Annotated in this window: 14 protein-coding genes, 1 tRNA gene and 1 pseudogene; 6 read left to right on the plus strand and 10 right to left on the minus strand. The window is 66.7% G+C overall.

Features of this window, described 5'->3' with window-relative positions; all coding sequences use genetic code 11:
* The 3 genes from H3O04_RS27785 to H3O04_RS27795 all read right to left on the minus strand — a co-directional run.
* The coding region (locus H3O04_RS27785) for a LysR substrate-binding domain-containing protein (protein WP_202588886.1) at positions 1–899 on the minus strand (899 nt) is incomplete at its 3' end.
* A gap of 106 nt (positions 900–1005) precedes the next feature.
* Complete coding sequence (locus H3O04_RS27790; RefSeq protein WP_011548298.1) at positions 1006–1425, minus strand: ATP--cob(I)alamin adenosyltransferase; 420 nt, start codon at positions 1423–1425, stop codon at positions 1006–1008.
* A gap of 120 nt (positions 1426–1545) precedes the next feature.
* Positions 1546–2346 (minus strand): AraC family transcriptional regulator, encoded by an 801-nt coding sequence (locus H3O04_RS27795; protein ID WP_053525460.1) that lies wholly within the window; start codon positions 2344–2346, stop codon positions 1546–1548.
* 167 nt (positions 2347–2513) lie between these two features.
* Here H3O04_RS27795 and H3O04_RS27800 point away from each other — a divergent pair, with 167 nt between their 5' ends.
* Positions 2514–3140 carry a LysE family translocator gene (locus H3O04_RS27800; protein ID WP_006490488.1) on the plus strand — a complete coding sequence of 209 codons (627 nt, stop codon included), beginning with the start codon at positions 2514–2516 and terminating at the stop codon, positions 3138–3140.
* Between the two features lie 13 nt (positions 3141–3153).
* Complete coding sequence (locus H3O04_RS27805) at positions 3154–3906, plus strand: class I SAM-dependent methyltransferase (protein ID WP_202588887.1); 753 nt, start codon at positions 3154–3156, stop codon at positions 3904–3906.
* A 25-nt stretch (positions 3907–3931) separates the two neighbouring features.
* Here the strand turns inward: H3O04_RS27805 and H3O04_RS27810 are convergent, their stop codons facing one another.
* The 4 genes from H3O04_RS27810 to H3O04_RS27825 all read right to left on the minus strand — a co-directional run bounded on the left by H3O04_RS27810 (position 3932) and on the right by H3O04_RS27825 (position 7164).
* Positions 3932–4621, minus strand: coding sequence for a DUF2848 domain-containing protein (locus H3O04_RS27810; RefSeq protein WP_202588888.1), 690 nt, complete (start codon positions 4619–4621; stop codon positions 3932–3934).
* A 64-nt stretch (positions 4622–4685) separates the two neighbouring features.
* A complete protein-coding gene (locus H3O04_RS27815) occupies positions 4686–5072 on the minus strand; it encodes a hypothetical protein (protein WP_012338573.1) in 387 nt (128 codons plus the stop codon).
* A 50-nt stretch (positions 5073–5122) separates the two neighbouring features.
* Positions 5123–6601 carry a 4-hydroxyphenylacetate 3-hydroxylase family protein gene (locus tag H3O04_RS27820; RefSeq protein WP_202588889.1) on the minus strand — a complete coding sequence of 493 codons (1479 nt, stop codon included), beginning with the start codon at positions 6599–6601 and terminating at the stop codon, positions 5123–5125.
* 35 nt (positions 6602–6636) lie between these two features.
* Positions 6637–7164, minus strand: coding sequence for a flavin reductase family protein (locus H3O04_RS27825; RefSeq protein ID WP_237666452.1), 528 nt, complete (start codon positions 7162–7164; stop codon positions 6637–6639).
* Between the two features lie 274 nt (positions 7165–7438).
* On the opposite strand from H3O04_RS27825, the gene H3O04_RS27830 reads away from it, so the two are divergent.
* A complete protein-coding gene (locus H3O04_RS27830; protein ID WP_175683233.1) occupies positions 7439–8650 on the plus strand; it encodes an IscS subfamily cysteine desulfurase in 1212 nt (403 codons plus the stop codon).
* 19 nt (positions 8651–8669) lie between these two features.
* On the opposite strand, the gene H3O04_RS27835 is transcribed toward H3O04_RS27830, so the two are convergent.
* Complete coding sequence (locus tag H3O04_RS27835) at positions 8670–9212, minus strand: MarR family winged helix-turn-helix transcriptional regulator (protein WP_012338577.1); 543 nt, start codon at positions 9210–9212, stop codon at positions 8670–8672.
* A 139-nt stretch (positions 9213–9351) separates the two neighbouring features.
* Here H3O04_RS27835 and H3O04_RS27840 point away from each other — a divergent pair, with 139 nt between their 5' ends.
* Entirely contained in the window at positions 9352–9948 is a 597-nt protein-coding gene (locus tag H3O04_RS27840) for a nuclear transport factor 2 family protein (RefSeq protein ID WP_202588891.1), read from the plus strand.
* Positions 9949–9960: 12 nt separating this feature from the next.
* Here H3O04_RS27840 and H3O04_RS27845 read toward each other — a convergent pair whose 3' ends face one another.
* Both H3O04_RS27845 and rtcR read right to left on the minus strand, forming a co-directional pair.
* Entirely contained in the window at positions 9961–10500 is a 540-nt protein-coding gene (locus tag H3O04_RS27845; protein ID WP_202588892.1) for an SUKH-3 domain-containing protein, read from the minus strand.
* An 83-nt stretch (positions 10501–10583) separates the two neighbouring features.
* On the minus strand, positions 10584–12200 hold the full coding sequence (gene rtcR / locus H3O04_RS27850) for an RNA repair transcriptional activator RtcR (protein WP_202588893.1): 1617 nt from the start codon (positions 12198–12200) through the stop codon (positions 10584–10586).
* 338 nt (positions 12201–12538) lie between these two features.
* Between rtcR and H3O04_RS27855 the strand changes: the two genes are divergently transcribed.
* Together H3O04_RS27855 and H3O04_RS27860 are read left to right on the plus strand one after the other, a co-directional pair.
* Positions 12539–12611 (plus strand) — tRNA-Phe (locus H3O04_RS27855).
* Positions 12612–12867: 256 nt separating this feature from the next.
* A pseudogene (locus H3O04_RS27860) lies at positions 12868–13314 on the plus strand (slipin family protein); the annotation flags it as partial.

Below are 13314 nucleotides of genomic sequence, written 5' to 3' on the forward strand. Positions count from 1 at the left end.
TAGCCAGCCTGCACGAAACGCTCCGCGATCCAGTCGACGAACGCGCGCACGCCGGGCGACACGTGCGGCCGCTTCACGTAGACGGCCGACACGGCCAGCGCATCGGGTTGCCAGCCCGCCAACACTTCCCGCAGCCGTCCCGCATCGATCAGCGGCTGCGCGGCAACGCGGGTCGGCTGGATCAACCCGAGGCCGTGTACGCCGCAGGCGAGATACGCCTGTTCGTCGTCCACGCTGACGATGCCGTCGAGCCGCACCTTGCGTACCGCGTCGTCCACCACGAACTCGAGCTCCGCCGAACGCTGGCCGAACACGTGCGACCCGCCTACCGCGCGATGCGCGCCCAGATCGTCGGGCGTGCGCGGCACGCCGAAGCGGTCGAGATACGCGGGGCTCGCGCACGTCACGCGTTCGAGCGAGCCGAGCCGGCGCGCGACGAGCGACGAATCGGGCAGCGCACCGAGCCGGATGCTGCAGTCGATCGCGTCGCCGATGCGGTCGCCCGCGCGCCCGGCCACGGCAAGCGTCAGCTCGAGATCGGGATGCCGCGCATGAAATTCGCCGAGCGCCGGCAACACGATCGTGCTCGCCACCGACGCCGGCAGCTCGACGCGCAGCGGCCCGCTCGGATGCAGCGCGGCGCCGCGGATGCTGGCTTCGAGCTCGTCGACGTCCGCCGTGATGCTGACGCAGCGCCGGTAATACGCATCGCCTTCGGGCGTCGGCCGCAACGCGCGCGTCGTGCGCACCAGCAGCGGCATGCCGAGCGCCGCTTCGAGTTCCTGCACGGTGCGCGTGGCGGTGGCGCGCGAAATGCCGAGCGCCTGCGCCGCGCGCGTGAAGCTGTTCATTTCGACGATGCGCGTGAAGATGCGCATCGCGCGGATCGGATTGTCCACCGGACACCTCTGCGTGGTTGCGATAGGCCGCGGCGCGCGTGCGCGCACCGTGCGACGTGTCGATGTCGAGGTCGACGCAAGTCGCGCGAGCGGCGCGGCCGTCGGGTCAGGCGTTCGCCGCCGCGATGCCGGGCGCCGGTTCGGCGAGCAGCCGTTGCGCGAGCGCCAGCGCGTCGTCGCGGCTCGCCGCCGCGTTCAGCGGATATCCCCAGACTTTCTCGAAGGCGCCCGAAAAGGCATTGAGCGCCACGCGCCGCGCCGCATTGGGCTCGATCGCGATCATCCCGGGAATCCATTCGCGCGACAGCGCGCGGTTGGCCTTGCTCCACTTCGCGAGCTGCTTGCGCATCTCGTGATCGTTGTCGGCGCGATCGTCGCCGGACGGCGCATCGTCGGTCAGAAGAACGAAGCGTTCGCGGCGCGCGAGCAACGCGTCGAGTTCGGCAATCAGTCGGGCGGGATCGGTGTGGGTCGAGCCGCTGTAACGCAGCCAGACGAACGGAAATTCAGTCGTGGTGATTTGCATGTCGGCCTCCAGATGAGAACGATTCTCATTTTATGGATCGAGCCCTCATGCGTCATTTCTCATCCCGGCCAACTGCTTTTTCAATCCGGCCAAACGGGCGCGGGCGCGCAGTCCGGCGGTTCAGCGTTGCCGGTCGGTCAGGAATTGCGTCGGCGGCTTGCCGGTCGCCTTGCGGAACATCGTGACGAAGCTGCTCGCGCTCTCGTAGCCGAGATCGATCGCGATCTGATGCACGCGGCGGCCGGTCGTCAGCATCCGCAGCGACAGCGCGACGTGCAGCCGCCGGCGCCAGTCGCCGAGGCTCATGCCGAGCTCCTTCGTCGCGAGGCGCGTCAGGCTGCGCTCGCTGATGCCTGCACGCCGCGCGAGTTCGGGCAGCGGCGACTTGTCGGCCGGGTCGTCGAGCAGATGGTCGATCAGCTTGCGCAGCCGGCGATCGGCCGGCATCGGCAGGTACAAGTCCTCGACCGGGGCCGCGACGAGCTCGTCGAGCAGCGTCGCCACCAGCCGCCCTTGCGGCCCGTCGACGTCGTACAGGTTCGGGAAGCTGGCCGCCTTCAGCAGCAGCTCGCGCAACAGCGGCGACATGGCGAGCGTGCAGCAGCGCGTGGGCAGGTCGAGCGCCGCGTCGGGTTCGACCAGTACCGCGTAGAAAGTGGCGCCGGCCGAGCCGCGCGCCGCATGCGGGACATCGCCGGGAATCCAGACCGTGCATTGCGGCGGCGCGGTCCACACGCCGCCGTCGATCTCGCAATAGATGACGCCGCTCAGCGTGTAGAGCAGCTGCGCCTGGCGATGGCTGTGCCGCTCCAGCCGCCACTCGGGCTCGACGACCGAGCCGCCGAACACGACGAGCGGACGCGGCACGTGATAGACGTCGGCGTCCGCGGCAGGATCGGTGATCGGTGGAAGGTCGCGCATGGAACGACGGGCTGTGAAAAAAGGCCGGACGCCGGCGCGTCCTGTCGTGCTTATACCAGAAAGGCGCCGACGCAGCCGCGCCGTTCGAAACGGCCGTCAGCGCCCGCGCGCCGAACCGAATACAATGCGCCGATCCCCTGCCGCCGCGCCAACCTGCCGGAGCCGCCATGTTCGACCTGACCACGCTGACCACCTTCACGGCTGTCGTCCTGGGCCTGTTCCTGATCCCCGGCCCCGCCGTGCTGCTCGTGCTGAGCCGCACCGTGCAGGGTGGCCGCAAGACCGGCATCCTGACCGGCCTCGGCGTCGCGAGCGGCGACTTCGTGCATACGTTGTTCGCGGCCGTCGGTCTGTCGGCGCTGCTGATGACGTCGGCACTCGCGTTCAACGTCGTGAAGCTGGTCGGCGCCGCGTACCTGATCTATCTCGGCGTGCGGGCGCTGCTCGAGAAACCGTCCGATCCGTCGCTGCCGCAGGTGTCGCCCGTCACGCCGCTCAAGGCGTACCTGCAGGCGATTCCCGCCGAAGTGCTGAATCCGAAGACCGCGCTGTTCTTTCTCGCGTTCATGCCGCAGTTCGTGCATCCGGAACGCGGCTCGACGTTCGTGCAGTTCGCGGTGCTCGGGCTGATCTTCGTCGTGCTCAGCTCGCTCTACACGACGCTGATCGCATGCTCGATCCGCCCGCTCGGCCGCATCGTGAAGCGGCTCACGTGGCTCACGCGCTGGCAGGGCAAGATCATCGGCTCGATCTTCATCGCGCTCGGGCTGCGGGTAGCCGTGCAGCAGCGCTGACGCAAGCAGCCGCATGACGCGCGCCGACGCGGACCTGCTCTACACCGACCCGCGCCTCGTCGCGGTGTACGACCTGTTCAACGCCAGCGATCGGGACTTCGCGTTCTACGCCGCCGCGATCGGCGCCGCCCGGCGACGCATCCTCGATCTCGGCTGCGGCACCGGCACGTTCGCGCGGCGGCTCGCGGCGGCCGGGCATGACGTCGTCGCGATCGATCCCGCGCCGGCGATGATCGATTACGCGCGACGCCAGCCGGGTGCCGGCGCCGTACGCTGGTTCGCGTGCGCGCTCGGCGGCCTGCCGCCCGGTGCGCCGTTCGATGCAGTGGTGATGACCGGGCACGCGTTCCAGTGCCTGCTGACCGACGACGACATCGACGCGACGCTGCGCGGCGTGCGACGCGTGCTCGACGACGGCGGCTGCTTTCTGTTCGACACCCGCAACCCGCGCACCGAACCGTGGCGAGCATGGAAACCCGCGCAATCGGCACGCAGCGTCGAGTCGCACGAACTCGGCATCGTCGATCTCCATCACGCGGTGAGGGCGATTGACGGCGCGATCGTGACGTTCGACACGCACTACCGCTTCCGCCGCGACGACACGGTGCTGACGAATACGAGCCGGCTGCGTTTCATCGCGCACGCCGAATTGCAGGCGCGCGTGACGGCAGCCGGTTTCGTGTCGGCCGACTGGTACGGCGACTGGGAGCGCACGCCATTCGACGAGGCGACGAGCGCGGAGATCATCGCGATCTGTCGCGCTTGAGCGCGCATTCGCGGTTCGGTTCGCGTCAGCCCGCGACGGGCAACGTGTCCACCGCATACGCATGCCGGATCGTGCGGCCCAGCACCGGGTCCTCTAGCTCGACCTCGAACCGCTCGGCCGGCCGGATACCGCCGATCGCCGCGAGCGTGCCGCACAGCATCGCGGTGCCGTCCTCGAAGCGGCCGCCATCGCGCGCGAACTGCGCGAGCAAATCGTCCGGCGCGCGCATCGCGGTCACGCTACCTTCCTGATACAGCACGCGCTCGCCGTCGATCGTCGCGTATGCACGCAACACCAGCCGATCCCAGTGACCGGTCACGTCGTCGAGCCTCCACAGCGTGTTCGCGCACGGCTTGCCGCACATCTGCTTCGAGACCGTGATGCCGTATGTCTCGACCTCGCGGTCGGTGTGGTCGGACGCGATGCCGACGAACGTGTCGCCGCCGTCTCGCACCAGCACGAATTCCGCTTCGCCGCTGCTCTGCCCGCCCGAGACCTGGATCGCCGGCGACGGATCGAGGCGATCGGCCGCGACGCGGTAGAACACCGGCGTCGTCGCCGGGCGCTTGACGCCGAGCGTTTCCAGCTCGCGGATATGCTTTTCCATCGCGACCGTGTCGCGGCCGGTCCAGCCCGCGATCACGAGCGTGTGGATCGCGATCGCGCGCTCGGTGCGGCCGTCGCGACCGTCGATCGCGAACGTGATGGTTTTCATCGAATGCTCCTCGTCGCGGACCGCGCGATGCAGCGGCCCGCCGTCTGTCATGGATCGGCCGACCTCAAGCCGGATCGTAATAGTGGATTTCCAGCAGCACGCAGCCACCGTTCGACTTGAACGGGCCATGCCACGCGCCGGGCGGACGCACCGCGTACGTGTAGCCCTTGAACGGCGTGCCGCCGTCGCCGTGCTCGTCGTTGCCGACGGTCAGGTCGCCTTCGACCAGAAACACCTCTTCCCAGTAGTCGTGCACGAACGGCTGCTTCGTGTGCAGCCCGGCCGGCAGGCGCAGCAGGCGCGTGCGGCTGCCGCGCTTGCGCTCGGTGTCGAGCGCGCCCGACAGGATCAGCTCCTGCGCGCCGGACGCCGGGTCATAGCCTTCCGGCAGCCGCCAGTCGCGCTGCATGTCCAGCGTGTGGAATTCGTCGTGAAGCTTGTTGATGGCCATCTGTCTCTCCTGATTGCGATAGCGGGTAAAAGGGGTTGCGATGCGGCTAGTCAAGCGGCACGCGGCGTCGACAGTTCCTGGTTCAGCGAATAGCTGCCGAGCATCGAATCGACCAGATGCGACGCACGCTGCCAGTCGTACGTGCGATACGCATGGCTCTTCGTGACGAACGACGCGCCGGCGTAGAACAGCTCGTACTGGTTGTGGCGCGACGCGAATTCGGAGCCGACCGCGTCCCACGCGAGCTTGAAGAACTTCACGCGTTCCTCCGACGAGCACACCGGCGACTTCTGCGTCTTCTCGATGATGCGCAGCAGGTCGGGGTTCTCGAAATCGCGCACGCTGGACGGCAACATGATCATTCCGCCGCCGGCGAGCTCGCGCAGTGTGTTGAGCACCTTCGAATAGAGCTGCTGCGTGACGACCTGCGAGCCGTACAGCATGTTGCGGTCGGGCACGTAGAAGCCGTTGACGACCGTGCCCTTCGCTTCCATCCCGTAGACCCACGCCTCGACCATCGACGCTTCGGCCGCGAGCTGGCCCAGCGTCTCGCGCACCTGCGGGAACGTATTGGTGCCGTTGACCTCGGAGATCTTCAGGCCGAGCCCGACGAGAAAGCGCAGCTTCGTCATCAGGCGCACCTGGCATTGATAGTTCTGGTACACGTGCGCGGGTGTCGCATGGAACTGCTTCGCGCACATCGCCGTATTGCCGGCGACGAAGATCCGCTCCCACGGCACCTTCACGTCGTCGAAGTACAGCACCGCGTCGTTCTCGTCGAAGCGGCTCGACAGCGGGTTGTCGAACACCGACGTCGCGCTCTCCTCGTACGACTTGCGCGACATGATCTTCATACCCTTCGCGTTCATCGGCACCGCGAACGACAGCGCATACATCTCGTCGCCTTCGCGCAGCGGCTGGATGCAGCTGCAGAACACCTCGTTCGCCATGATCCCGCTCGTCGCGAGCATCTTCGCACCGCGCACCGTGATGCCTTCGGCATCCTGATCGACGATGCCGACCGCAAGGTACTTGTCCTCCTGCTCGTGCGCGGCCTTCGACTGGTTCGCCTGCGGATTCACGATCACGTAGGTCAGGAACAGGTCGTTGTCGCGTGCATAACGGTAGTAGTCGCGCAGCGCGCCGGCGCGCGCCGGGTCGTATTGTTCGAACACGTCGGCGCCCATGTACATGCCGGAGAGACACGACGCGACGTGGTCGGGCGAGCGGCCCATGAAGCCGTAATGCAGCTCCGACCACGCTTCCAGCGCGGCACGGCGCTCGACGAGTTCGTCATAGGACGTCGGCAGTTGCCAGATCCGGCTCACGCGGTTGCCCGAGTCGGGCGACACGAACGTCATCTTCTCGACGTTCTCGTCGCGCGCCTGGTAGTCGTACAGGCTCGCGTAGCTGCGGATCGAATTGCGGAATGCCGCGTGCGCGGTCACGTCGCCGACCGGCTGGCCGTTCAGGTAGACCTGCCGTCCGTCGCGCAGCGACGCGATGTGCTGAGTGCCGTTCTTGATCATGATGTGCTCCTGGGGGAATGAATCGTGGGTTGCATTCACATGGATGGCGCATGCGCGCCGTCGAGCGCGCGGTAACGACCGCCGAAGAAGATCAGCGGGCGTCCGTCCGAGCGCGCGCGGTGCCGCGTCACGCGGCCGACGAAAATCACGTGGTCGCCGCCGTCGTACAGCGCATACGGTTCGCATTCGAACGTCGCGAGAGCGTCAGGCAACAGCACCATGCCGTCGTCGCCAGCCGCGCCGCCGCGCCAGCCCCACTTGTCGCCGTTCGCTTTCGCGAAAGAGTTCGACAGGTGCTGCTGCGTCTCGTCAAGCACGTTGACCGCGTAGCCATCCGCGCCGGCCAGGTCGCCGAGGCTCAGGCTGCGGCGGTCGACCGAGAACAGGATCAGCGGCGGGTCCAGCGACACCGAATTGAACGACGCGACCGTGATGCCGATCGGCATCCCCTCCTTGCGCGGGGCGGTAATCACCGCGACGCCCGTCGCGAACATCGACAGCGCGGCGCGGAAACGCCGCTGCTCGTCGGCATCCGCGCCGGTTCCTGCGTGGTTCTCGCTCATCTCGTTCTCCTTGGGTTGCATTTCCGGATTCCCCTGAGGAATCCGCATCAACAAAGCACCGTTAATTAGCTTTGTTATTTAGCTTTTATTAAATGTAAACACAAAAGCCGGTTCAAGATGTCGTAAACCCTGATCTTGAAAGCTTTGTTTGAAAGACAACCCTACTGGCGGGATGGATGTTGCGCGGCTCGCGCGAATGTCCACGTACACTGCGCCAACCGTATTCACCGGCGCTCGCGACCCGCGCGAAACGTCGCTTTCCGGAGCCTTTTCGATGTCATCCCGTCCGATCTACATGGACTACAGCGCGACGACGCCCGTCGATCCGCGCGTGGTCGACAAGATGGTGCCGTTCCTGCACGAGCAGTTCGGCAACCCGGCTTCACGCAGCCACAGCTACGGCTGGGATGCCGAGCAGGCGGTCGAGGAAGCGCGCGCGCACGTCGCCGCGCTGCTCGGCGCCGATCCGCGCGAAATCGTATGGACGTCCGGCGCGACCGAAGGCAACAACCTCGCGATCAAGGGCGCGGCGCACTTCTATCAGGGCCAGGGCAAGCACCTCGTGACGGTGAAGACCGAACACAAGGCCGTGCTCGATACGTGTCGCGAACTCGAGCGCCAGGGCTTCGACGTCACGTACCTCGACGTGCGGGAGGACGGCCTGCTCGACCTCGATGGGTTACAGCAGGCGCTGCGCGCCGACACGATCCTGGTGTCGGTCATGCTCGCGAACAACGAAACGGGGGTGATCCAGCCGGTGGCCGAGATCGGGGCGCTGTGCCGCGCACGCGGCATCGTGTTCCACTGCGATGCGGTGCAGGCGGCCGGCAAGATTCCGGTCGACGTGAATGCACTGAACGTCGACCTGCTGACGGTGACCGCGCACAAGGTGTACGGCCCGAAGGGGATCGGCGCGCTGTACGTGCGCCGCAAGCCGCGCGTGCGCCTCGAAGCGCAGATGCACGGCGGCGGCCACGAGCGCGGGATGCGTTCCGGCACGCTGCCGACGCACCAGATCGTCGGGATGGGCGAAGCGTTCCGGCTGGCGAAGGAAGAAATGGCAGAGGAAAGCCGCCGCGTCGGCGCGTTGCGCGACCGGCTGCTGGCCGGCCTGTCGACGCTCGACGAGGTTTACGTGAACGGCGACCTCGCACGCCGGATTCCGCACAACCTGAACGTCAGCTTCAATTTCGTCGAGGGCGAATCGCTGATCATGGGAATCAAGGGCGTCGCGGTGTCGTCAGGTTCCGCGTGCACGTCGGCGTCGCTGGAGCCGTCTTACGTGCTGCGTGCGCTCGGCCGCAGCGACGAACTCGCGCACAGCTCGATCCGCTTCACGCTCGGCCGCTTCACGACCGAAGCCGAGGTCGACAGCGTGATCGCGCAGGTACGCGACACAGTCGGCAAGCTGCGCGAATTGAGCCCGCTGTGGGACATGCATCTCGAAGGGGTCGACCTGGATACGATCGAGTGGGCCGCGCACTGAGCGCGGCAGCCGGCGCGCGTCAGCCTTTTTCCTGGCGAGCGATCATGTGCGCAAGATCGAGCGTCGCGCGATCGCCGTTGGTAACGAGGCGGTCGATCACCGAGCAGAGCGCCTTGAATTCGGTTTTCGTCACGCCTTCGAACAGCACGTTGTTGATGCGCTGCTGCGTATCGACGAGCGCTTTCAGCAGCTTCGAGCCGGCCGGCGTGACCGTGAGCCGCATCTTGCGCTTGTCGTCGGGGTCCGAGCGTTTGTCGATCAGGCCGAGCTTCTTCAGCTTGCCGGTCTCGATCGTGACGAACGCGCCGCTCAGGTGCAGATGATCGGCGAGGCGGTTGACGGTCACGACGTCGTCATGCGACAGATGGGCGACCGATACGAGCAGCGAATACTGGATGCCGGTGAGACCGATCAACGAGCCGAAACCGTCGCGCACCGACAGCAGGCGCGCCGCGAACGGCAGCAGCCCGTTGATCAGGTGGCGAAATTCCGTGTCCGTGCCGTCGATCAGGCAGGCCGGGTTGGTAATGGTCAGAACGGACTCCTCTTGCTGCTTGGCCATGACGTCGACGCTCCGTGCGGTCATGCGAATTTAGCTTTGGAACGAAATTATACGGCAAAGGCACCGGCGGCCTCGGCCAGCCTAGCGGCCTGCAGGCGGCCCGATTTCCCGATACTTTCCCGACACAGGAGGCTCGAACATGCCCTTCCCGCTTCATCCCGCCACGGTTCGCGCGCTGCTCGAATGCTATCTGCGTGCGAAGGACCTGAACCAGGCCGCGCTGATCGCGGACTGCTTCGCGGCCAATGCCGAACTGAGCTTTTCCCTCGCCAACGACGACATCGATTTTCCGCCGCGCGTGACGGGCGTGGCGGCCATTGCGCATACGCTGGTCGAGGCATTCGGCGAAAGGTTCGAGCAGTGCCGAACCTATTACGTCTGCACGACCCCGCCCGTCGATGAGCACGGCGTCAGCAGCATGCCGTGGCTCGTCGTGATGCGGCAGAAGGACAGCGGCGCGCTGCGGATCGGACACGGCACGTACCGCTGGCAGTTCGCCATCGATGGTGAAAGCGACGACGTTGCGCGGGTTGCCGCGCTGCACATTCATATCGCGCGGATGGATACGATCGACGATCCGCAGTCGTTGAAACTCGATCGGCTGCACGCGGCGTTCGGGTATCCGTGGCTGCCGGTGCACGCGTTCGCGCGCGGGCTGGCGGACATCGCGGCGGCGCATCCGGATTGGGTATTCCTGGCCCCGTTCCAGGAGGCGGCCGCGTCGGCCATCGGCTGAAGCTCCGCCGCATCACGGCGCCGCGCGCGATCCGTCATTGCCGGCCCGCAACTGCGCGGCCGTCATGACGCGCGGGTCGTCGCCCGTCAGATGCGCGCCGTAATAGGCGATCGACGCCTGCTTGTCGAGCAATAGCGGAATCGAGACCCGCCCGAGCAGCGTGCGTTCGATCGCGTCGCCGAACGTGAATCCCGCCAGATAGACGCCGTCCATCACGCAATTCGTCGTGAACACGCGGCCCTGCGTATCGACATAAAACTCGACGTAGCCGAGATCGTCCTCGGCGATTCCGATCATCGTCGTGTCGAGCGCCCGCTCCCACGCGGCAATCTGTTCATCCTGACGCTCCAGTGCGCGAAACGCGATTCCCATCGGTGCGCAGGTTTCCCCGCTGCGCCGGGCCGGCTCCGCACCCACGATCAACGTGCCGAATTCACGCAGGATCGCATCGCCCGGATGTTCGCCGTCGCGGGCCGACAGGCGGCCGTCGCCAGAGCCGCGCCACCCGGCCGCGACAAACAACGGCCTGACCGTCAACGGAATCTCGATCACTAGAATGCTCCTGAAGTTACCGCATACGATACGAGACGCGCGAACGCTCTCCGCAGCGCGGACATCATGCGCCGCGCTCGCCCTCACACACCGTCGAGCGCGCGCCGCACACCGTCCCAATCGAGCCCGAACCGCGCGAGATACTTGCGCAGCCGGTCCGCGTCGTTCGGCTGCTTCTTGCTCTGCCGCGACACCGCGAACAGCGTGCGCCCGGCTTCCGACAGGCTCGCCGACGTGCGGCACACGTCGAGCACGCGTTCGAGCTGCGCACGGTCGAACAGGTCGAGTTCCGCCGCACGCGCACCGAACACCGCGTCGACGCACGCGTCCGCCATACTCGCGCCACCCGGCGACGACCACGTGCGCGTCAGCCGCTCGACTTCCTGCTCGGCGAGCGCCTCGGTAATGCGCCCCGCATCGGCCAGCGTCGCCATCCGTGTGACCGACGCCGACAGCTCGCGGAAGTTGCCGGCCCACGTCGCGCGCGGCGAGGCCGCGAACGCGAGATAGCGCCGCTTCGCCTCGACGTTGAACCGCACCTGCTCGCCCTGCTCGCGACCGAAACGGTCGAGCTCGAATTCGAGGTTCGGCTCGATGTCCTCGCGGCGCTCGGCCAGTCCCGGCAATTCATAGGTCCAGAGGTTGATCCGCGCATAGAGGTCCTCGCGGAACGTGCCGGCCGCCACCATCTGCCGCAGATCGCGGTGCGTGCCCGCGATCAGTTCGAAATCGCTGGTCGCCTCGACGTCCGCGCCGACCGGCAGGAAGCGCTTCTCCTCGATCGCCTTCAGCAGCATCGCCTGTTCGTCGAGCCCGAGTTCGCCGATCTCGTCGAGAAACAGCAGCCCGCCGTCCGCCGCGCGCAGCAGCCCCGCGCGCGCCGACTGCGCCCCTGTGAACGCGCCCTTCACGTGACCGAACAGCGTCGACATCGCCGCGTCGCCGCGCAGCGTCGCGCAGTTGATCTCGATGAACGGCCCCGCGAGCCGATGCCGGCCGCGCTTCAGCTCGTACACGCGCTTCGCGAGAAACGACTTGCCGGCCCCCGTCGGCCCGACCAGCAGCATCGGCGCGCGCGAACGCACCGCCACGCGCTCGAGTTGCTCGATCAGCGCATTGAAGCGCGCGTTGCGCGTCGCGATGCCGGCCTTCAGGAACGACACCGTTTCGTCGCGCTCGCGCGTGAAGCGCTGCGCGATCCGGTTGTAGCGTGACAGGTCGAGATCGATCACCGAGATCGTGCCCGGCCCGCTCGGCCCTTCGTCGGTCCGCTGCGGCGGCCCGGTCTGCACGAGGCGCGCGGGCAGGTAACGCGCTTCCGCCAGCAAGAACCAGCAAATTTGCGCGACGTGCGTGCCGGTCGTGATGTGGATCAGGTAATCCTCGTGTTCGAGGTCGAACGGGTACGCGCGTGCGTAATCGTGCAGCGTCGCATAAACCTCCTCGAAATCCCACGGATCGTGGATCGTGACCGGCGTGAGCCGCACGTCGGTTCGCGGCGACACGCGCGCGAGATCGTCCCGCACCTGGCTGGCGAGACGCGTGTAGTCCAGCGAATGCAGCAGTTCGAGCCGGTCGATCGGCAGGTCGGGCTGCTCGCACAGCGAAATCGTCGGCCGCCATTTGCGGTAACGGCGCGGCGCGCGGCCACCTTGGTCGAGCACGGTGCCGAGAAAACCGATCGCAACGGTTTTGCGCATGTTTATCTCATGAGATAAGAAGCGATCTAATTGTATCGGATATTCATGACCGTGACGTGCCGACAGCGTCGATGCCAGACACTGCAAAACAGATAATTCCCTTTTAACTTCAATGTGTTGAGAGATTTCCAGAAGCGCCAGCCGCTCACTGGCACGCTCCTCGCTAAATAAAAGACGCCGGATGTCCCGCTGACCCACGAGCCAGGGTTCAACAAGCCCTGCTGGTGCGCCGCCGCCGAACCTCGTTCGTCGCGGTAGCGCATGCCGCCATGGACAGACGAAGGCAAAGGGGCGCGCGCCAGGATGCTTCGCCCGGGTTCGAATCCCGGGGCGCCCATTGTTCGAAAGCTCAGCCAGGTGGAGCAGCCGGCGAAAGCCGGCCGGTGGCGGGTTCAAATCCCGCTCGAACGCTGTCCGCAAGGACGGTCTCGTATGAAGGCAGTACCCGCCGGTGCGGGCCGACAGGCCCGCCGCGCGTCGGACCGGTTGCGGTTCCGCGCGATCGGCCGGGCGGCCGCACGGCCCGCGCGAAGGCGCACGACGACGCAATGCAGCAGGCGTCGCCATGCGCTTCGACGCCGGCCAGCGCGCCGCCCGCCCGATTGCGTCGCCCCGCGATCCGCACGATGCGCGTTACCCGGCGGCCATTGAAGAAAAGGACAAAAATATGTGGAAGCGTCATGTGGTGAAAAAGAACGAACGCGCGCTGCTGATGAGCGAGGGCGATTTCGTGAAGGTGCTGGAACCGGGCGTGTTCAAGGCCTTCGATCCGTTCAAGCGCCTTTCGGTGCAGACCGCGCGTCTCGACGCGCCGCTCGCCGACGAAGCGCTGGCCGACTACCTGCGTCACGACGCACCGGACGTGCTCGCGCGGTATTTCGTCGCGATGGATCTCGCCGACGACGAAGCCGGCCTGCGCTACGAAGACGACGTGCTCGTCGAGATTCTGGCGCCGGGCACGCGCCGGCTGTACTGGCGCGGCCTGACCGCGCACCGGCTGGAGCGCATCGATCTCGCGCAGGACAGCATGCTGCCTGCGGCGCTCGTGAAGCGCATCGCGCAACCGTCGCTGCGTGCGCGCGGCGTGGCGGGGCTGACGGGCGTGCTGCTGGCG

Origin of the sequence: Burkholderia sp. KCJ3K979, assembly GCF_016759955.1 — a bacterium.
In the GTDB taxonomy this organism is placed as follows: Bacteria; Pseudomonadota; Gammaproteobacteria; order Burkholderiales; family Burkholderiaceae; genus Burkholderia; species Burkholderia orbicola.

Excerpts from the sequence above, each read along its gene's own strand:
- H3O04_RS27830 (WP_175683233.1), top strand. The coding sequence starts at position 7,439 with ATGTCATCCCGTCCGATCTACATGGACTACAGCGCGACGACGCCCGTC.
- H3O04_RS27790 (WP_011548298.1), bottom strand. The coding sequence starts at position 1,425 with ATGCAAATCACCACGACTGAATTTCCGTTCGTCTGGCTGCGTTACAGC.
- H3O04_RS27815 (WP_012338573.1), bottom strand. The coding sequence starts at position 5,072 with ATGGCCATCAACAAGCTTCACGACGAATTCCACACGCTGGACATGCAG.
- H3O04_RS27800 (WP_006490488.1), top strand. The coding sequence starts at position 2,514 with ATGTTCGACCTGACCACGCTGACCACCTTCACGGCTGTCGTCCTGGGC.
- H3O04_RS27835 (WP_012338577.1), bottom strand. The coding sequence starts at position 9,212 with ATGGCCAAGCAGCAAGAGGAGTCCGTTCTGACCATTACCAACCCGGCC.
- H3O04_RS27805 (WP_202588887.1), top strand. The coding sequence starts at position 3,154 with ATGACGCGCGCCGACGCGGACCTGCTCTACACCGACCCGCGCCTCGTC.
- H3O04_RS27840 (WP_202588891.1), top strand. The coding sequence starts at position 9,352 with ATGCCCTTCCCGCTTCATCCCGCCACGGTTCGCGCGCTGCTCGAATGC.
- H3O04_RS27825 (WP_237666452.1), bottom strand. The coding sequence starts at position 7,164 with ATGAGCGAGAACCACGCAGGAACCGGCGCGGATGCCGACGAGCAGCGG.
- H3O04_RS27810 (WP_202588888.1), bottom strand. The coding sequence starts at position 4,621 with ATGAAAACCATCACGTTCGCGATCGACGGTCGCGACGGCCGCACCGAG.
- rtcR (WP_202588893.1), bottom strand. The coding sequence starts at position 12,200 with ATGCGCAAAACCGTTGCGATCGGTTTTCTCGGCACCGTGCTCGACCAA.
- H3O04_RS27795 (WP_053525460.1), bottom strand. The coding sequence starts at position 2,346 with ATGCGCGACCTTCCACCGATCACCGATCCTGCCGCGGACGCCGACGTC.
- H3O04_RS27820 (WP_202588889.1), bottom strand. The coding sequence starts at position 6,601 with ATGATCAAGAACGGCACTCAGCACATCGCGTCGCTGCGCGACGGACGG.